Source organism: Nonomuraea sp. NEAU-A123, assembly GCF_018603905.1.
GTDB lineage: Bacteria > Actinomycetota > Actinomycetes > Streptosporangiales > Streptosporangiaceae > Nonomuraea.
The window spans coordinates 1-18032 of sequence record NZ_JAHFZZ010000028.1; the positions used below are offsets into that span (position 1 = coordinate 1).

Genomic DNA, 18032 nt, shown 5'->3' on the forward strand with positions numbered 1-18032 from the left:
AAACGACCCGGCTGATCTGCCTATCCAGACCTGCCCGCTACTACACCACTCGGGCCGGGAGGCCCTCCCGCGCTGTCGTTTCCTCCCGGGCGTAAACGCCCGGGGTTCCACGCCAGAATCCGCTGAAAGAGACAGCGTTAACGATTTCTTCCGGCCTATCCACGGCTACTGCGTGCGCACGGCTGCTTCCAGCGTGTTCGCGGATTACTTCCACCGACTCCACGGTCTCCAGCTACCCTCTGGCCTCTTCCAACAGACCCACAGTCCCCAGCTACCCCCTGGTCTCTTCCAGCAGAGCCACGGTTTCCGCCCATCCCCGGGCCTCTCCCACCGACTGCACAGTCTCTACCTATCCAGCCTCCTCCAGCGGGTCCAGGGTTTCTCAATGCCCGCCGCATTCTTCCCGTGCCCGCAGAGGCCACCCACGCTGGTAACCCACGGAGACAGCCCAGCCCTTACTCAACTCGCGTTGCTCCACCCATCCGATCGAGCCACCTCGAATGGGCACCCCCGAACGGCCCCTGCCGCTCTCCCACCGCGCCCATCAACCACCTGGCCGTCTCCTCCGCCCGCGCAATCATTGATTCCGGATATCCCAGTAACACCTGGTGCTCAGCGAACTCGTCCTCATCGTCCAAAATCAGCCGCCCATCCCGCATCCTGATCACGTCAAGGTCGAGATCCAGCATGGTCACCTCATCGTCACGCCACTCGGGAACCGTAGTGACGTCCACATAAACCTCAGCCCGATTCGGCGGCGAGTTGAAAGACGCCGTCCACCACCCGTCACGCGGGAATAGCATGATGGCCGTGGTCTTCCACACCACCGGCGGCCCCTCCCCTTTACGGGCAACCGTCCCTCTCGGCGCTGCGGCCCACACCCCATGCTCATCCTCGCCGAGGACCTTCGCGGGATGGTTCCAGTGCAACGCCCCGCCGTACTTCCGGAAGACAACCCTCACATCGCTCACTCTCGGGACGCTACCGGACCATCACTCAGACCCTGCGCTCCCCCAAGCATTCAGGCCTCTGCGCTCTCCAAGCCTTCGATCAACAAGCCCCGACCTCACTTGCGCTCCCGCCCCTCTCCTGTACGAACCGCAGAAACGAGCCCGCTCTCGTACGCCACGATGACAAGCTGTGCCCGGTCCCGAGCGTCGAGCTTGGCCAGCAAGCGACCGATGTGAGTCTTGACCGTCGCCAGGCTGAGGTGAAGATGGGCGGTGATCTCGCTATTGGAAAGACCCCGAGCGATCAACGTGAGAACCTCCCGCTCCCGCTCCGTCACCCCATGAAGCCCCTTGACCTCTAGTGATGCCGGTGTGCGGGTGAACTCCTCGATCAACCTGCGCGTCACCGTCGGAGCCAGCAGCGCCTCACCGCTCGCGACCACCCGAATGGCGGCGACCAGATCGGCCGGCGGGGTGTCCTTGAGCAGGAACCCGCTGGCCCCGGCACGGAGCGCGTCGTAAACGTAGGCGTCGAGGTCGAACATGGTCACGATCAGGACCCGAGCCACATCACCGATGCGCCTCGTGGCCTCGATGCCATCCATCTCCGGCATCCGTACATCCATAAGGACCACATCGGGTCTCTCCTCGAGAGCAACGGCCACCGCTTCGGCTCCCGTCGCGGCCTCACCGACGACCATCAGATCGGGCTCCGAGTCGACTAACACCCTGAAGCTCCCCCGGAGCAATGCCTGATCATCGGCGACAAGGACCCGAATCATGAAATGCCTCCATAAGGCAACTGGGCCGACACCCGAAACCCTCGCCCAGGCAGACGTCCGGCCTCGAACACTCCGTCGTACATCATGACCCGCTCTCGCATGCCGATCAGCCCGTGCCCGGTCCCTTCCACCGGCAGTGCGCGGCGGCCAAGACCGTCATCGATCACCTCGATCCGCACCTCCCGCACATCGGCGACCACAGACACCCGGCACCGCGCCGGTGCCGCATGTTTCACCACATTGGTAAGCGCTTCCTGGACGATCCGATAGACCGACAACTCCACGCCCTCAGGCAGCCCCACCCCGAGCCGCGAGATATCTTCTCCCCCGCGGCTGCCTGCTCCGCCCTCCACTCTGTCCTGGGCTCGTCGACCAGCCCCCACCTGGGCATCAATCCGACCGTCAGCCCATCCCACGGCCGGCGCACCGCCTCTGAAAGGGGCGTCAGCACCCTCCAGAGCTGCGCTGTCCCGGTCCGCGCGCTCACTACTGGTCGCCGCTGCAGCGTGAGCGTCCTTGCCGTCCGCCGCAGCAGCATGAACGCCCGTGCCGTCCGCACGATCAATCCGCGAATGAGGTGCGGCATCGTCTCCGCTGCCACGGCCTCCCCCCGTCGCTAACCGGAGATCCAGCTCCACCTCTACTCCCGCCAGCCTTGCCTGCTCGGCCAGCCCCGGGAGGCCACCGAGGTCGGGAGCGGGACCACGATCGGGCGTCTCGTCTGAGCGGAGGACGCCGAGCAGGTGGCGCATCTCGACGAGCGCACTCCGACTGGCGGTCTCGATCACTCGCAACGCATCGTGTGCCTCTTCAGGTCTGGTGCCCATCACATGATTGGCCACGCCCGCCTTGACCGCGATCAACCCCACGCTGTGCGCGACGACATCGTGCAGTTCGCGGGCGATGCGCAGCCGCTCCTCTGTCACGGCCTGTCCGGCCAGGCGTTCGGCGTCGCGCGCCGCATAGTGTCTTCGTTCTCGTACGGCTCGCCCGACCGTCCACGCGCCGCCCAGCGCTGCGACGCCGATGAGCGGCCCGTCGATATTCGTCAACCACGCGGGACCCGCCTGCTGCGGCGCAGCGCCGGCGACCACCATTCCGACCAGCGTGACCAGAGTGAGCACGCCGATCGCCGAGGTCGGCACCCACACGCCCCGAGCATCGGCCAGCGCGACGATATAGAGCGCGTAGGCAGGCGAGATATAGGCGAACGACACCCCTAACACCGCAGCGACCACGATGGAGAGCGTCAGCATGAGGCAGAAAACGGGCAACGGCCACACCCTGCGCAGCACCAGCGGCAAACCCAGCCCCAGGATAAGAGCCAGTCTCGCCCACGGCGGCAGATGCGACCCACTCGTCGACGCCGTGAGGAACAAGAGAGAGGAGCCCAACCCTGCCAGTAGGTCCAGCGCGATCAGCTGACGATGACTCAAGCGAGCGGTGAAGAGGGAGTGGGATTCGTTCACGCGTTGACCGTAGTGGTTGACGGTGGGCCCGCACGTCAGACCAGGGTCTGACCTTGAGGTTCGGACCGTGGTCCGATGTGACGACCGCCCGCCGTACCTCATTCTTTACCGCGTGATCGAACTCAAGCGCCTCACCAAACGCTACGGCGACACGCTCGCCGTCGACGATCTGTCCTTCAATGTAGAGCCCGGCCACGTGACCGGGTTCCTGGGTCCCAACGGTGCCGGCAAGTCCACCACGATGCGGCTGATCCTCGGCCTCGACTCCCCGACCTCGGGCGAGGCACTCGTCAACGGGCGACGATACACCTCGCTGAGCAGGCCCATGCGCGAGGTGGGCGCGCTGCTCGACGCGAGCGCTGTGCACGGCGGCCGCAGCGCCTACAACCACCTGTTGTGCTTGGCCCGCACCAACGACATCAGTGCGACGCGGGTGTCCGAGGTCCTTCAACAGGTCGGCCTGGCCGGTGTGGCGCGCAAACGGGTGGGCGGCTTCTCACTCGGCATGAAACAGCGCCTCGGCATCGCGGCCGCCCTGCTCGGCGACCCGGGCACGCTGATGTTCGACGAACCGGTCAACGGACTCGATCCCGACGGAGTGCGCTGGATTCGCGACTTAATGCGCTCATTGGCCAAGCAAGGCAGGACCGTCCTGCTCTCCAGCCACCTGATGAGCGAAATGGCACTGACCGCCGAGCGCATCATCATCGTCGGCCGAGGCAAGCTGATCACGGAAGCCACCGTGGCGGAGCTCACCGAGCGCTACCCGTCGCTCGAAGACGCCTACCTTGCGCTGACGGCGAGCAGCGTGGAGTACGGAGCGGCCCGATGAGAGCAATCATGTCTTCCGAATGGCTGAAGCTGCGCTCGGTCACATCGACTTATCAGGCGATCGGAGTGGCTGCGCTCACGGTGGTTCTCGGCATGGTCTGGACTTTCTACGTCAGCGGCCTGGCGGACGAACGCGGATCACTGCGAGCGGCGGCGCCTGAGCAGGGTTTCCTGCCACTCGTCCAGATCAGCCTGGCGGTCCTCGGCGTGCTGGCCATCACCGCGGAGCAGGCCAGCGGCATGATCCGCACGACCCTCACCGCGGTTCCCAAGCGAGGCACCTTATTACTGGCCAAGGCCGGCGTAGTCGCCGCCGTTACATTCGTCGCCGCCAACTCGATCATCATCCTCACGTACGTGACAAGCCGCCTCATGGCGGGTGACCGCCACCTGCAGTTCAACGAGTCCTCCGTGGCCAACGACCTACCGATGCTGCTCGCCTCCGGACTGTCGGTGACCGTGCTAGCACTGGTGGGCCTCGGTCTGGGGGTAGCCACCCGATCCACGGCGGCGGCGCTCGTTTCGGTGGTGTCGCTCCTGTTCGTCCTGCCCGGCATCGCCAACTACCTGCCAGCGCCGTGGAACACTCGCGTGGCCGCGCTCATGCTGCCCAACCTTGTGCCGCAAATCGCCGACCAGCGGCTCTCCAGACGCCTGGGCGACGGTTTCCTGCCGCCCTGGGCCGCGCTCCTGGTCCTCGCCACATATGCGATCGTCGCGCTCGCGGCGGGGTTCTATCTGTTCAGAAGGAGAGACGCGTGAGCGTGCTGGCGTCGGAATGGCTGAAGGTTCGCACAGTTCGCTCCAGTTACCTGGCTCTGGGGCTCAGTCTGGGCGGCATCCTGCTGGGCATCGCGGTCGCCTGGGCAGCGGTCGGGATGTACGACAGCACCACCCCCGAACGGCAGGCCCATGCCAGCATCGCTGACCTGGAGGAAGTGGTGCTGATCGTGCCACAGCTCTGCATGGGCGTCCTCGGCGTGCTCACCATTACGTCTGAATACACAACAGGCCTGATCAGGACGAGCCTCGCCATCGTGCCAAGACGCTGGCCGGTCCTGGCAGGAAAGTCCGCGATCGTGGGTCTGCTCGGCCTGGTCACCGGTCCGCTCGTGGTCTTCGGGACCTACTTCGCCGCCCGCTTGATGATTGGCGACCGCTTTCGCGGCTCCTACACGACGCCCCTCCTCGACAAACTGCCGACGCTTGTCACATCGAGCCTGTCCGTGGTGGTGTTCGCGCTACTCGGGCTGGGATTGGGCGCGACCTTACGCTCCACGGCGGGAGCCATCACGATCCTCGTGGGCCTCGTGTACGTGATCCCGATCATCGTGGGCAACCTGCCTGAGCCATGGAGCGAACGGCTCGGCTCGGTGCAGATCGGAGCCCTCCCACGCGAGATAACCGGCGACGATCTCACTCATTCGGTATACGGCTCGCTGCTACCGCCTGTGGCGGCGGCCATCGTGCTGATCGCCTACGCCGTACTGCCGTTGCTCGCCGGCGCATGGCTAATGCGCCGGAGGGACGCCTGAGCTGCTGACAAACAGTGTTGGTGGGGACGTGGAGTAAGCGGAAACGAGCCGCCACAACAGTCACGCGCTCAGGCCAGTTGAGACTCTCGCTCAGCAGACCATCGAGGCGGCGTTCAACCAACCATGCCCAGCAGACCGTCCAGACGGTGCCCAACCAACCATGCTCAACCGACCGTCCAGGCAGTGTTCAACCAACCGTCCAGGGCGAGTCGGAACGTTCGTCGAGCAGTTGGCCTGTCCAGGGCATTGACCGCTGGCTGGTCGACCAGCCGGACAGGACGCCGCTGCTGTCCAGCAGACCACCAGACGACGTCGGAACTGCATCCGGACGGCTTCCAGAGGTACGGCAGGCGCGCGTGCCTGCCGTACCCGTACGGAGGTCAGACCTCGAGCACCACGGGGATGATCATCGGACGGCGGCGGTAGGTGTCGCTCACCCAGCGTCCGACCGTGCGGCGAACCACCCGGCGGATCTCCTGCATGTCGACGACTCCGTCGGCGGCCTTCTCCTCGAGCGCCTTCTCGATCTGCGGAATGAACTGCTCAAACTGCGCCGGGTCGATGCCGGAGCCACGGGCGTGGATCTCCGGCCCCCCGGTGAGCTTGCCGGTGCTGGAGTCGACCACCACGACGACGGAGATGAAGCCCTCGTCGCCAAGGATCCTGCGGTCCTTCAGCGAGGTGTCGGTGATCTCACCGACGGACGAGCCGTCGACGTAGACGTACCCGGCGTGAACCGCGCCGACGATCTTCGCTCTGCCGTCGACCAGGTCGACCACCACGCCGTCCTCCGCGATCACGATGTGATCGTCGGGCACGCCGGTGAGCGCGGCGAGCTTGGCGTGCGCGCGCAGGTGCCGCCATTCGCCGTGCACGGGCATGAAGTTCGACGGACGGGTCAGGTTCAACACGTAGAGGAGTTCGCCGGCGGCCGCATGTCCGGAGACATGCACCTTGGCGTTGCCCTTGTGTACGACTCGGGCCCCCCAACGGGTGAGCCCGTTGATCACCTTGTTGACGGCGGTCTCGTTGCCCGGCACCAGCGACGAAGCCAGCAGGACGGTGTCACCCTCGGCGATGCGGATCGGGTGATCCCGGTTGGCCATCCTCGACAGCGCCGCCATCGGCTCGCCCTGCGAACCCGTGCAGACGAGCACCACGTCTTCCGGCGGCCATTCCTCGATGTCGCGCGAGTCGACGATCAGGTCCGGCGGCACCTTGAGATAGCCGAGATCGCGGGCCACGCCCATGTTGCGCAGCATCGACCGCCCGACCAGGGCGACCTTGCGGCCATGCTTGGACGCCGCATCCAGGACCTGCTGGATGCGGTGTACGTGCGACGCAAAGCTGGCCACGATGACCCGCTGCTCCGAGGTACGGATCACCTCGTCGATGACCGGCGCGATCTCCCGTTCGCTGGTGACGAACCCAGGCACTTCTGCGTTGGTCGAGTCGGACATCAGCAGGTCGACGCCCTCGGTACCAAGACGGGCGAACCCGCCCAGGTCGGTGAGGCGGCCGTCGCTGGGCAACTGGTCCATGCGGAAGTCGCCAGTGTGCAGCACGATGCCGGCAGGCGTCCTGATGGCCACCGCCAGCGCGTCCGGGATCGAGTGGTTGACCGCCAGGAACTCGCAGTCGAACGGCCCGAACCTATGCCGTTCGCCCTCGATCACCTCGATCTTGGTCGGCTGGATCCGGTGTTCGGTGAGCTTGGCTTCGATGAAGGCCAGCGTCAGCTTGGATCCGATGAGCGGGATGTTACGCCGCTCGCGAAGCAGGTATGGCACGGCGCCGATGTGGTCTTCGTGCGCGTGCGTCAGGACGACCGCCTCGACATCGTCGAGCCGATCCCTGATGTATTCGAAGTCGGGCAGGATCAGGTCGACGCCTGGCTGGTCCGGCTCGGGGAAAAGCACCCCGCAGTCGACGATCAGCAACCGGCCCTCGTATTCGAAGACGGCCATGTTCCTGCCGATCTCACCCAGCCCGCCCAGCGCGACAATGCGCAGGCCGCCCTCCGGCAGCGTCGGCGGGGGGCCCAGCTCAGGATGTGGATGGCTCATAGCCGGCCCCCATGGTCAAATCGTGTTCTCAAAACTCCCGGTTCCTCCCCGTTCCTATGCGTCTGTCAACTTCACCCCGCCGGCTACCAGGCAAGCACGCAGCTCGGCGATCTGCTTCTCTGTCGCGGCCACCAATGGCAGCCGCACTGGTCCGACCGGCACTCCTACCATGCCCAGTGCCGCCTTGGCCATGATCGCGCCGCCCGCGCTCAACATGATCCCTTCGACCACGGGCGCCACTTGGCGGTGCACTGCGAGCGCCTGAACGACGTCGCCGTTCCTGTACAGGTCGATCATGCGGGCCAGGTCAGCGCCGACCACATGGCCGACAACGCTGACGAACCCGGCCGCTCCAACCGAGAGCCAGGGCAGGTTGAGCAGATCGTCGCCCGAGTAGAAGGCGAGATCGGTCATCGCCATCACCTGGCTGCCAAGGAACAGATCGCCCTTGGCATCCTTGACGGCCACGATGCGCTCGTGCTGTGCGAGCCGGATCAAGGTTTCGATCTTGATCGGCACACCGCTGCGTCCAGGGATGTCATAGAGCATCACCGGAAGGCCGGTTGCATCGGCCACGGCAGTGAAGTGCTGATAAAGGCCCTCTTGCGGAGGCTTGTTGTAATACGGCGTCACCACGAGCAACCCGTGAGCACCCGCGCGGGCCGCGGCCTTGGCGAGCGAGATGCTGTGATGCGTGTCGTTGGTGCCCGCCCCGGCCACCACCGTCGCTCGATCACCCACCGTTTCGAGCACGGTGCGCAGAATGCGCTCCTTCTCGTCATCGGAGGTGGTGGGCGACTCCCCGGTCGTCCCGCTGACGATCAAGCCGTCGTTGCGCTGCTCGTCCACCAGATAGGTGGCCAGGCGCCGCACGGCGTCGTAATCGACCGCACCGTCAGGAGTGAACGGCGTGACCATGGCGGTCAACATACGGCCGAAGGGCGCGTCGGTGGTTCCAGTTGGCGAAGCCATAGTGCGAACGCTACCTGGATTCGCAAAAGCGGTGGACGCCGCCACCCCGCTTTGCCTGCCTGGAGCCGCCTATTGTCATGCCGTTCCCCGGCCTCTCAGGGCATGTCCAACTACCCTCAACGCGTTGTTGCGTGCTGTTCCAAGTGCCCGAGCGTCCGTGTGGAGCGGACCGCGGGACCGGAACTCGATCATCAGGTATTCGGCCGCAGTGATCACCGGGACCGCAAAGCAGGCTTCATGCCGCGTCAGGCGCATGCCGTACGGCCGCAGCCCGACATGCCGCGCACAGACGTCATGACGTCCACAGACGCCTCATACCTATCCCATATCCGCCGAACCGGGTGCGGAGCCGGGCAACGCCCGCGCGAGCGACCTCTACGGCACCCATGGGAAGAGGCCGCCGATATGTGCTCGGGGGTACACACATCGACGACCTCTACCGAAGAATCGGCTGCCCTTACATCGGCGTTACAGGGTTTCTCCGATAATTTTCCACTGCCGCAAAGTTGGGGCTCCAAGTGTCCTCGATGACGGTCGGTTACCTGCCGAATACGGCAACATGGGGCAACGCCTCACACGAACCCTCAGGGATGGACTAGTGGCCACCTCAGATCCGGTCTACCTGCGTGTCGTCGAAGACATTCGGCGACAGATCACCGACGGCACCCTTCCCCCCGGCGCGCCCATTCCCTCACGGGCGCAGCTGACCCGCAAGTATCAGGTCGGCGAGACCGCAGCCCGCCACGCCCTGCGCGTGCTGGCAGGCGAAGGCCTCATCATCGGCCGTGTGGGATCGGGTCATTACGTCAGAGAACGCCCCGACCTTTCCCCATTGCACCGATGGCGCTTCCTCGATCATCCCGCCCCATTCGCCGCCGACCTGCAGTCCCAGGGCCGGCGCGTGACTTGGGACTGGCACAGCGAACCCGCCGAGGCCGGACCCGACATCGCCAGACGGCTACGGCTCGACGAATCGACCACCCTGACGAGGACGCACTATGTCTTCCGCGGTGATGGCAGGCCGCTCCAGCTCGCCACCTCGTACGAGCCTCTGGAGTTCGCCGCCCACACGGAGGAGGAACGGCGCAGCTTGGTCGCCAGAATGTACGCACACGGGATAAAGATCACGGAGATCGTCGAAAGCGTGCACACCCGCGTGCCCCGCCCCGCGGAGAGCGACGCCCTCGATCTGCCTGCGGGCATCCACGTCCTGCACGTGGAACGCACCCATTGGGCAGGCGACCGCCCAGTGGAGACCAGCGACATCGTGATCCCGGGCGACCGCTTCCGGATCATGTACAGCATGCCTGTTTGAGCGAATATGAGAGCTCCGGGCCGATACCCGCCTCTTCGGCCTGGAGCTCGGCCAGACGGCCATCGGGCTGACATTCCGCCACGACGACGGCCGGCCGGTCCCCGCACCGCATCATCACGACTTGTCGCTGAGCCGATTCCTGCGGCTTCACGGCCTTGAGGTGCGAGGTTCCATACTGGCCCGGGGCGTCGTAGCCCTCGCGTTGTGGGGCCTCAGCGCCCCCTGCTGCTTCAGCGTCCGTACGTCACGCGCCCCCGAGCCAACCTGCGCCCCAAGAATCCGCACATTACGGGACTTCCGCCCAGCCTGCGGCCTCAGGCCCGCGCTTTGAGGTTTCCGGCCCGGCCTGCGGGTGTCCAGGCTGCAGCCGTCCGGAACTGCGGCCGGATCTGCCCTCCAGACTGTGACCGTCCGGACCTCGGCCGTACAGACAGGGACTGTCCAGCCTACGTACGCACAGGCTGCGATCGTGCGGACCACCGGTGTCCCGGCCACCACAACCGTCCAGACCACCGGCGGGCGGGTCGAAACCGAGCGCCGCCATCCAGGCCTCGATGTGACGGAAGCAACATCAAGCTTCGTCAACTAGACCGCAGCTCTCAAAGGCGCCTCCCGCCGACATTCCGGGCGATTCTCGCTGGTCAAGCCGAGGTTGTCGGTGCTCGTTGATACAACCGTTCTGGAGGTTGCGGATGCGAGTCAAAGACCTGCCAAGACGTGAGCGGCCACGCGAGCGGCTGATGGCGAGCGGCGCGACGGCGCTGGCTGACCGGGAGTTGCTGGCCGTGCTCCTCGGTTCAGGCTTTCGGGGGGCGAGCGCGATGGATCTGGCGGCCCAGGTGATCGAGCACTGTGGCGATCTCGATGGGCTGGCCCGGTCTGAGCCACACCGGCTACTCGCCGTACACGGCGTTGGGCCCGCCAAGGCGGCGCGGGTGATTGCGGCTTTCCATCTCGTACGGCGGGCGCAGGCAGAGCCCGAGCCGACCAGGATCACCAGCACGTCCGATTTGGCGACGGTCGTCGCTCCTCTGCTCCGTGGCCACTCCCGGGAGCGGCTGGTCGTAATGGCGTGCGATGTCCGGGGGGCGGTGTTGCGGCGGGTTGTCCTGACCGAGGGGGGCTCTGACCACACGACAGTGCCGGTTCGGGACATCATCACGGCGGTGCTGACGGCCAGCGGAGCGGCGTTCGGGGTCGCGCACAACCATCCGAGCGGCTCCCTCGATCCGAGCGACGCGGACGTGGTCGCCACGGCACGTCTCGCCGAGGCCGCCGAGACGGTCGGGCTTCGATTCCTCGACCATTTGATCGTCACGGACGCGGCATGGCGTCGGGTGCCCTTCTGAACGCCAAGGGGGTGGTGCGGGAACCGGGTCGGTCTCCGCCCACCCTGACGGGCGCAGGCAGAGTCCGAACCGACCACCAGGCTCCCGGCGCTACGCCAGCCCGCCGGACTTCAGGCGCAACCTGAGCGACCGAACCCCCAGACACTTATCTGCCCGCCGGACTTCAGGCGCGACCCGGACGACCGAATCTCAAGCACAAACCAGCCACCGCACCCCATGCACAACCAGCCGTCAACTCCCAGCGCAAAACGGGCCGCCACATGCCCCGCTCGAGCCGGGCGCCCGACACCGCTGAACCCCCGGCACGTTTCTCACCGCCATCACGACCCGTCGGGCCGGCCGCTCCGGCAGGTCTCTCACCGGCATCACGGCTCTCGGCCTACTCGCTCCAGGGTGTTCCTCAGGGCATTCCAGCGCTTCGCCGAACCGGTATGGGGCCTTTTGATCACCACCAAGAGTGCTGATCCACCGCAAGACCACCGAAAGGCATGTTTCCGTTGATAGCTCTGAAGGCAAGGCTTCCCTCAGCGGAGCGTGAGACGCTACCTCTGCGAGCAGGTCGACTAGACGTGAGTCGGCCAATTGCTGGCAAACGCGTGGTCCCGTGCCTCCCGGAGGGCATGGGACCACGTCGGCCCGCAACTGGGTCCGTCCACTACGCGCGACGGCGCAGCAACACCGTGGACGGTCGGACTCCTGGCAAGGTCCACCCGGTAGCAGGCGAAGAGGACGGCTCAGCACCACCAATGCGGGTTCTCGGAAGCGTCGGCGAACTGCGCTCGTCGGCGATCAGCGAACCCGTAGGACTAGAAGACTCTCTGAAATCGCAGCCACTCGACTGTAGAGGGTGGTTGCCTCGTCGCTGGCCCCGCATCAGACGCGGGATGCGGGGCCAGCGCGACCCGGTCTTCGGCCGTGATCGCCGAATCTGCGGCACTTCATTCGGCAACGCGACCTGATGCTCCACACGGACACGCCCGCCCCGGCGACACCGTTTCCAGCGAAATGCCCCACCAGAAGGTGGTCGCAGGTCCTAGGCGGGGGCATGGGACCTGCGAGAACGAGTTGGGCCCAGGCAGAGCACGGAGTTCTTGCAACGACCTCTGCCGGGGGTCTCGACAGGCACGAACCCGCACCTGTCCGATCAAACAGACCGCGCGGCGGCTGCGCAATGTGGCGAGAAGACGCCCAAGGATGCTTCGACGACGACGTACGACGATCATCGAGCGTCTCCTTGCAGCAGCAGTGCCCACAGAACGTCCGTTTTAGAGGCGGCTATTCGGACGCTCTCCTCCACCACCACTCGCCCGCCCTTTCTCGTCGTCCTGCGGATGTAACGCTGGCCGCCTGCCTGGCACAGCTCGTAAAACACCGACTGACAGTCGCAGGTGTAATCCCGCACACGCACCCGCTCATTGCAGGGCCCCACCAGATCCCACTCGATCGACGCCGACGCGCCACTCGCCTTCGCCACATGACGGCCATGGAGGTCGCCCTCTTCCCACCGCATGCGCTCACTATAGCCCAGGCGTATCTACTGGTCTACTACCCGTATCAATATACTCAGTGAGCGTGTCCACTTTGGGCGAGCATGTATGGTTTCGTCTATAATCCCAAGGTGCTAGATCGCGACGGCCCCGTCCCCATCTACAAGCAAGTCGCCGACCTGATCCGTGATCAGATCGAGCGTGGCGAGCTCATGGCGGGCGACCCTGTACCGAGCGAGGCCAAGCTCGAGAAGGACTACGCGATAGCGAGGACGACGGCCAGGCGCGTGGCGCGCGAGCTCCGCGAGCAGGGCATGGCGTACACGATTCAAGGCGAGGGCACGTTTGTTGGGCCACCTGGCGCTCCACGCACGCCCAAAGCCATGCCGATTTATCAAAAAATCGCCGAAGATATCGCCGAACGCATCCGGCGGGGCGAGATACCGCCCAACAGGGCGATTCCCGGCGAGAAGGCCATGATGCAGCAGTACGGCGTCGCCAAGGTCACGGCGCGCCAGGCCGTGGGGCACCTCAGAGAGCAGGGCTGGGTGTTCACCGTCCCCTATCGAGGCACTTTTGTGTCCGATCCGAAGGAGTGGCCAAGCAGAGGTTCATAACTCGCCACCCCTTGTCTATGTCCCGTATAACATTGACGACATGCTCGACCGCGAGGGTGATACCCACCCCTATCGCCAGATCAGCGAGATCATCCGCTCGCGCATCGTCGACGCACTCTCGCCCGGCGACCCCGTGGCAAGCGAGGCGGAAATTCAGCGCGAGTTCGGCGTGGCCCGCACCACCGCGCGCAGGGCAATCCGCGTACTTCGCGACGAGGGACTTATTCACACCGTTCAAGGCGAGGGAACATTCGTCGGCGTGCCCAATGAGGCGCCCCGCATATCCCGAAAAATCCCGCTATATCAGCACATAGCTGCTGATATAGCGCAGCGTATCAAGGCCGGAGAGCTACTCCCGAGACGGCCGATCCCCGGGGAGACGGCCCTGCTGCAGCAGCATGACGTAGCACGCGAGACCGTACGGCGAGCCATGGCACTGCTGCGCGAGCAAGGCTGGGTCTACACGGTCCCTCAGCGCGGGAGCTACGTCTCGCCGGAAGAGTCCTGGCCTAAGGAGTAAGAAGGCGGAAGGTCAGGCAGACGATCGTCGACGAGTCAGTCACCTCTTGCCCCAGACCAGCCCAATACCGGCCATGGACCTCACGCCAGTGTTCGATCGAGCGGAACCCCTCCCCCTCCGCCTGCGCGAACTCCCAGCTCACCGCCCCGAACGCCACCTGCTCCACCCCGGCCACCTCCAGCAGAGCCGCCCGCGAGCCCTCATCGTCCAGGAGCACGAGTCGCTCGCCGACGTGTTCCAGCGGCTCCCCCTCGGCGACGTAGTCGAGCTCCAGCAGCCCCGCCGTGGCCGTCTTGGCGCCGGACAGGACCAGGTCGGTCAGCCAGGTGCGCTGCTCGCCGGGCATGCCGAGTTCGAGCACGCGGAGCCCGTCGATGCGTCCCCACATGAAAGGGATCGTAACGCCGGGATCAGAAGACCGGGATGATCTCCTCGGGGTCGATGAAGTCCACCTGGACGCCCTCCAGGTCGAGTTCGGGGATGGCGGGGAAGGCGATGCCCCACCGTTCGACGATGACGCGGATGCGGGCCATGGCGAGCCGCCAGTTCTCCGCCTGCTCCTCGTAGGACAGCACGCCCAGCCCGGATTGCCTGGCGTGGTCCATCAGGACGCGGTGGTTGGCCAGGAAGTACGGCGGGAGTTCCCAGAAGCCCTCCGGCGGCTCCCAGAGGATCATGGACAGGAAGACGAAGCCGGCGCGGAGTTGGCGGGTGATGAGAGAGCGGGTCTCGTCCGTGAGGCCGGGCCACTCGTTCTCCAGAATGGTCATGCAAATCTGGAGATGTCGGGACTCGTCGCGGCCGATGCGCTGGAACATCTCCCCGAAGACGGGATGTTCGGTGCCCGAGGCCATGCCCCTGAACAGGGTCGAGGCGGCCATCTCGCCCATCATGAAGCTGGTGAAGAGCACGGGCAGCGAGTACTTGCCCACGGCCGCGCTGTAGCCGGTCCAGTAGCGGCCGCCGTTGTGATAGAGCCAGCCGATGTTGTTGTGCGCGGCCTTCTCCAGGTCGTCGGTCGGAGTCCAGTCGAGGGGGCCGCCGGGCCAGAGCTTGGCGATGGTCCGCTGGCAGCACTCTTCGTGGTTCATCTCGTCGCGGGTGATCGAGAAGAAGCACTTCCTGACCGGATCCTCCTCGTGCTTCTCGAACGCCTGAATGGTGGCCCGCGCGAACACGGCCGGCCCCGAGGCGTCGAAGTTGGCCAGCACGGCGAACCAGTACATGATCCCGAGACGCTGTTCACGCGTGAAGTCGTCCGGGTTCAGCCCGTCCCAGGGCAGGTCGGCCGGGTTCCAGAGCGACCGCTTGGACTTCTCGTAGATCGCCGCCAGCTTGGCCGTCTCGACCCGCCACTCCATCGGGTAGATGTTCGGCTGCGGGATCGCAGGGGCCGGCCAGAAGCCGCCCTCCGGAATCGTGAGGTCTGCCATCTGTGACACCTCCGCTTCCCATCCTGCGGGGCGGCGTTACGGCATTCAAGTGCGGGCGTCACCGCATTCAAGTGCGGGCGCGCTGGGTGAGGGCCACGCAGACGAGTACGGCCAGCGCGGCGGCCACAGTGGCCAGGCCGTACCTCTCCCCCATCAGGAACCACGCCCAGATGAGCGTGAGCAGCGGCTGGGTGAGCTGGGTCTGGCCCGCTCTGGCGATGCCGCCCCTGGCGAGACCGGCGTACCAGGGGACGAAGCCGAGGAACATCGAGATCAGGCCGACGTACGCGAAGCCGGCGAGGGCTTGGGGCGACGGGTGGACGGGGGTGGTGAGGGCGAGTACGGCCGTCACGGGGGCGGTGAACGGGAGGGAGAGGACAAGAGTGTAGGAGATGACCTGCCACCCCGGCGTTTCGCGGGAGAGCCGGGCGCCTTCGGTATAGCCGATGGCCGCCGAGACGAGGGCGGCGACCAGGAGGACGTCGGGCCAGGCGGCCGTGCTCTGGCCACGGGTGAGGGTGAAGGCGGTGATGGCGATCGCGCCTGCCGTACAGGCCAGCCAGAACAGGGGGCGCGGGCGTTCGCCGGCGCGCAGGACCGCGCATACGGCGGTGGCGGCCGGGAGCAGGCCGATGACCACCGCGGAGTGGGCGGTGGTGGCGCCGAGGTCCAGAGCCAGGCCGCTGAAGACGGGGAACCCGAAGACCACGCCGAGGGAGATCGCGGCGTAGGAGCGCCACTGGTGGCGAGGCGGGATCAGCGGGAGGCGGGCTGCTTTGAGGCAAATGAGGGCTATGACACCGGCGATCACGGCCCGGCCGATGGCGACCAGCCACGGATCGAACCCGCGCATCGCGTAGACGGTGGCGGGGAAGGAGCCGGAAAAGGCGAGAACACCGAGAAACGCGAGGAAGCTTCCCTGGCGGAGTCGCGCCGAGTCTCCCTGAGAGGCGACCGCTACTCTGTCGCGGACGATAGCGCTATTCTTATTCGTCATGGAACAGGATAGCAGTATCGCCCATATCACCGCGATCCTGCGCCAAGAGCTCACCCGCCTGCGGCCAGGTGACCGCCTCCCCTCCTCCAGAGAGCTCATGCGCCGCCACAACGTCAGCCCCGTGACGGTCTCGCGCGCCATCGGGCAACTGGCGGCCGAGGGCCGGGTGATCACCAGGCCCGGCATCGGAGCATTCCTCGCCCGGCCGCCCGCGGGGCCCAGCGACCTGCCCGACTTCTCCTGGCAGACCGTCGCGCTGGGCGATCGGGTGGTGGACGAGAGCCCGGTGACCGCGCTGCTGACCCCGCCGCCCGAGGGCGTCATCCCGCTCACCGGCGGCTACCTGAACCCGGGTCTCCGGCCGGACAAGCAGCTGGCCGCCGCGGCGTCGCGGGCGGTGCGCCGGCCGGGAGCGTGGGCGATGCCGCCGCTGACCGGGCTGACCGAGCTGCGCAGGTGGTTCGCGACGCAGGCCGGTGGCGACGTGACCGCGGCCGACGTGCTGATCGTCAGTGGCGGCCAGGCCGCGCTCACGCACGCCTTCAGGGCGCTGGCCGCCCCGGGGACGCCGGTTCTGGTCGAGACGCCGACATATCCCGGCGCGCTGGCCGCGGCCAAGGCGGCGGGCCTGCGGGCGACGGCCGTGCCGATGGACCGGGACGGCGTACGGCCCGACCTGCTGGCCGAGGCGTTCGCCGTCACCGGCGCGCGGGTGTTCCTCTGCCAGCCCACCCTGCAGAACCCGACCGGCGCGACGCTCACTCACGAACGCAGGGAACAGGTGCTCCAGGTTGCCAGGGCGGCAGGCGCGTTCGTGATCGAGGACGACTACGCCCGTTACCTCAGCGACCGGACGCCGCCGCCGATGGTGTCGATGGACGCGCACGGCACGGTCGTCTACATCTGCTCGCTCACCAAGATCCTGTCACCGAGCACGCGGGTCGCGGCCGTGGTCGCGCGTGGTCCGGCCGCGCATCGGCTGCGGGCCAGCCAGTTGGTGGAGTCGTTCTTCGTGGCGCGCCCGCTCCAGGAGACCGTGTTGGAGTTCGTCGGCTCCCCCGGCTGGCGCCGGCACCTGGCGAACGTGCGGACCGAGATCCTGATCCGCCGCGACGCGCTCGCCACCGAACTGGCCACGCGGCTGCCCGCCGCCGAGCTGCACCTGCTGCCGAAGGGCGGCATGCATCTGTGGGTCCGCCTGCCGCCGGAAACCGACGAGAACGCCCTGGTCGAGGCGGCGAAACGCAACGGCGTACTGGTGAGCCCCGGCAGGATCCACTACCCGTCGGAACCACCGGGACCCCGCCTCCGTGTCACCCACATCGCGGCCGCGAACCTGGCGGAGCTGGCTGAGGGGGTGCGGCGGCTGGCTCAGGCGCTGGCGAACACCTCGTAGTGCTCCACGGTCCGCTCCCTGTCGACCAGGAACGCGTCGTCCTCGGGGTAGAAGACCGCCACGCCCGGATCGTCCCCGGCGAACGCCCTGATCGCCTCCCACGACTCCCACAGCGAGATCAGGAAGAACTCGGTCCTGTCGCCCGAGTCACGCCTGGTGAAGTAGGCGCCACGGTTCCCCGGCGTCTGGGTGTATCCGGGGAATCCGGTGCGCAGGAGGTATTCCTCATAGGCCGCGGCATCGGAGCTACGTGTCCAGCCTCGCCAGGTACGAACGATCACGCGACTCATCATGGCGCAACCGGCCACTGCCA

The 18032-nt window shown here is 66.5% G+C and carries 17 protein-coding genes and 1 pseudogene; 8 read left to right on the top strand and 10 right to left on the bottom strand.

What is annotated here, in order from left to right:
- Positions 1-455: 455 nt before the first annotated feature.
- From KLK06_RS50185 to KLK06_RS50195, 3 genes are all read right to left on the bottom strand, one after another.
- On the bottom strand, positions 456-971 hold the full coding sequence (locus tag KLK06_RS50185) for a DUF402 domain-containing protein (protein WP_214642943.1): 516 nt from the start codon (positions 969-971) through the stop codon (positions 456-458).
- Between the two features lie 95 nt (positions 972-1066).
- Positions 1067-1732 carry a response regulator transcription factor gene (locus tag KLK06_RS50190; RefSeq protein ID WP_214642944.1) on the bottom strand — a complete coding sequence of 222 codons (666 nt, stop codon included), beginning with the start codon at positions 1730-1732 and terminating at the stop codon, positions 1067-1069.
- Positions 1729-3201 (bottom strand): histidine kinase, encoded by a 1473-nt coding sequence (locus KLK06_RS50195; protein WP_214642945.1) that lies wholly within the window; start codon positions 3199-3201, stop codon positions 1729-1731. Before KLK06_RS50195 ends, KLK06_RS50190 begins: the two co-directional genes overlap by 4 nt.
- Before the next feature lie 112 nt (positions 3202-3313).
- Between KLK06_RS50195 and KLK06_RS50200 the strand changes: the two are divergent.
- From KLK06_RS50200 to KLK06_RS50210, 3 genes and pseudogenes are all read left to right on the top strand, one after another.
- A pseudogene (locus KLK06_RS50200) lies at positions 3314-3967 on the top strand (ABC transporter ATP-binding protein); the annotation flags it as partial.
- A gap of 74 nt (positions 3968-4041) precedes the next feature.
- A complete protein-coding gene (locus KLK06_RS50205; protein ID WP_214642947.1) occupies positions 4042-4794 on the top strand; it encodes an ABC transporter permease subunit in 753 nt (250 codons plus the stop codon).
- On the top strand, positions 4791-5567 hold the full coding sequence (locus KLK06_RS50210; RefSeq protein ID WP_214642948.1) for an ABC transporter permease subunit: 777 nt from the start codon (positions 4791-4793) through the stop codon (positions 5565-5567). Before KLK06_RS50205 ends, KLK06_RS50210 begins: the two co-directional genes overlap by 4 nt.
- A gap of 380 nt (positions 5568-5947) precedes the next feature.
- On the opposite strand, the gene KLK06_RS50215 is transcribed toward KLK06_RS50210, so the two are convergent.
- Entirely contained in the window at positions 5948-7633 is a 1686-nt protein-coding gene (locus KLK06_RS50215) for a ribonuclease J (RefSeq protein ID WP_214642949.1), read from the bottom strand.
- 54 nt (positions 7634-7687) lie between these two features.
- A complete protein-coding gene (dapA, locus tag KLK06_RS50220; protein ID WP_214642950.1) occupies positions 7688-8605 on the bottom strand; it encodes a 4-hydroxy-tetrahydrodipicolinate synthase in 918 nt (305 codons plus the stop codon).
- A 598-nt stretch (positions 8606-9203) separates the two neighbouring features.
- Here dapA and KLK06_RS50225 point away from each other — a divergent pair.
- Both KLK06_RS50225 and KLK06_RS50230 read left to right on the top strand, forming a co-directional pair.
- Positions 9204-9920: a GntR family transcriptional regulator gene (locus tag KLK06_RS50225; RefSeq protein WP_214642951.1), complete on the top strand. Its 717-nt coding sequence runs from the start codon at positions 9204-9206 to the stop codon at positions 9918-9920.
- Between the two features lie 692 nt (positions 9921-10612).
- Positions 10613-11269 (top strand): RadC family protein, encoded by a 657-nt coding sequence (locus tag KLK06_RS50230; RefSeq protein WP_214642952.1) that lies wholly within the window; start codon positions 10613-10615, stop codon positions 11267-11269.
- Between the two features lie 1219 nt (positions 11270-12488).
- Here KLK06_RS50230 and KLK06_RS50235 read toward each other — a convergent pair.
- On the bottom strand, positions 12489-12779 hold the full coding sequence (locus KLK06_RS50235) for a hypothetical protein (protein ID WP_214642953.1): 291 nt from the start codon (positions 12777-12779) through the stop codon (positions 12489-12491).
- An 81-nt stretch (positions 12780-12860) separates the two neighbouring features.
- On the opposite strand from KLK06_RS50235, the gene KLK06_RS50240 reads away from it, so the two are divergent.
- Positions 12861-13373, top strand: a complete 513-nt coding sequence (locus KLK06_RS50240) for a GntR family transcriptional regulator (protein WP_214642954.1) — start codon at positions 12861-12863, stop codon at positions 13371-13373.
- 40 nt (positions 13374-13413) lie between these two features.
- A complete protein-coding gene (locus tag KLK06_RS50245; protein ID WP_214642955.1) occupies positions 13414-13893 on the top strand; it encodes a winged helix-turn-helix domain-containing protein in 480 nt (159 codons plus the stop codon).
- On the opposite strand, the gene KLK06_RS50250 is transcribed toward KLK06_RS50245, so the two are convergent.
- From KLK06_RS50250 to KLK06_RS50260, 3 genes are all read right to left on the bottom strand, one after another.
- Positions 13883-14281: an ASCH domain-containing protein gene (locus tag KLK06_RS50250; RefSeq protein WP_214642956.1), complete on the bottom strand. Its 399-nt coding sequence runs from the start codon at positions 14279-14281 to the stop codon at positions 13883-13885. The two genes, KLK06_RS50245 and KLK06_RS50250, sit on opposite strands and share 11 nt — an antisense overlap.
- Positions 14282-14303: 22 nt before the next feature.
- Positions 14304-15326 (bottom strand): hypothetical protein, encoded by a 1023-nt coding sequence (locus tag KLK06_RS50255; protein ID WP_214642957.1) that lies wholly within the window; start codon positions 15324-15326, stop codon positions 14304-14306.
- A 67-nt stretch (positions 15327-15393) separates the two neighbouring features.
- Positions 15394-16323 carry a DMT family transporter gene (locus KLK06_RS50260; RefSeq protein WP_214642958.1) on the bottom strand — a complete coding sequence of 310 codons (930 nt, stop codon included), beginning with the start codon at positions 16321-16323 and terminating at the stop codon, positions 15394-15396.
- Here KLK06_RS50260 and KLK06_RS50265 point away from each other — a divergent pair.
- Positions 16322-17719 (top strand): PLP-dependent aminotransferase family protein, encoded by a 1398-nt coding sequence (locus tag KLK06_RS50265; protein WP_214642959.1) that lies wholly within the window; start codon positions 16322-16324, stop codon positions 17717-17719. The two genes, KLK06_RS50260 and KLK06_RS50265, sit on opposite strands and share 2 nt — an antisense overlap.
- Here the strand turns inward: KLK06_RS50265 and KLK06_RS50270 are convergent.
- Positions 17695-18000, bottom strand: a complete 306-nt coding sequence (locus tag KLK06_RS50270; protein ID WP_214642960.1) for an antibiotic biosynthesis monooxygenase — start codon at positions 17998-18000, stop codon at positions 17695-17697. The two genes, KLK06_RS50265 and KLK06_RS50270, sit on opposite strands and share 25 nt — an antisense overlap.
- Positions 18001-18032: the final 32 nt, after the last annotated feature.

What these genes read in the sequence shown, in the direction of transcription:
- KLK06_RS50190 (WP_214642944.1), bottom strand. Translation starts at nt 1,732, where the DNA reads ATGATTCGGGTCCTTGTCGCCGATGATCAGGCATTGCTCCGGGGGAGC.
- KLK06_RS50205 (WP_214642947.1), top strand. Translation starts at nt 4,042, where the DNA reads ATGTCTTCCGAATGGCTGAAGCTGCGCTCGGTCACATCGACTTATCAG.
- KLK06_RS50215 (WP_214642949.1), bottom strand. Translation starts at nt 7,633, where the DNA reads ATGAGCCATCCACATCCTGAGCTGGGCCCCCCGCCGACGCTGCCGGAG.
- dapA (WP_214642950.1), bottom strand. Translation starts at nt 8,605, where the DNA reads ATGGCTTCGCCAACTGGAACCACCGACGCGCCCTTCGGCCGTATGTTG.
- KLK06_RS50230 (WP_214642952.1), top strand. Translation starts at nt 10,613, where the DNA reads ATGCGAGTCAAAGACCTGCCAAGACGTGAGCGGCCACGCGAGCGGCTG.
- KLK06_RS50235 (WP_214642953.1), bottom strand. Translation starts at nt 12,779, where the DNA reads ATGCGGTGGGAAGAGGGCGACCTCCATGGCCGTCATGTGGCGAAGGCG.
- KLK06_RS50240 (WP_214642954.1), top strand. Translation starts at nt 12,861, where the DNA reads ATGTATGGTTTCGTCTATAATCCCAAGGTGCTAGATCGCGACGGCCCC.
- KLK06_RS50245 (WP_214642955.1), top strand. Translation starts at nt 13,414, where the DNA reads ATGCTCGACCGCGAGGGTGATACCCACCCCTATCGCCAGATCAGCGAG.
- KLK06_RS50250 (WP_214642956.1), bottom strand. Translation starts at nt 14,281, where the DNA reads ATGTGGGGACGCATCGACGGGCTCCGCGTGCTCGAACTCGGCATGCCC.
- KLK06_RS50255 (WP_214642957.1), bottom strand. Translation starts at nt 15,326, where the DNA reads ATGGCAGACCTCACGATTCCGGAGGGCGGCTTCTGGCCGGCCCCTGCG.
- KLK06_RS50265 (WP_214642959.1), top strand. Translation starts at nt 16,322, where the DNA reads ATGGAACAGGATAGCAGTATCGCCCATATCACCGCGATCCTGCGCCAA.
- KLK06_RS50260 (WP_214642958.1), bottom strand. Translation starts at nt 16,323, where the DNA reads ATGACGAATAAGAATAGCGCTATCGTCCGCGACAGAGTAGCGGTCGCC.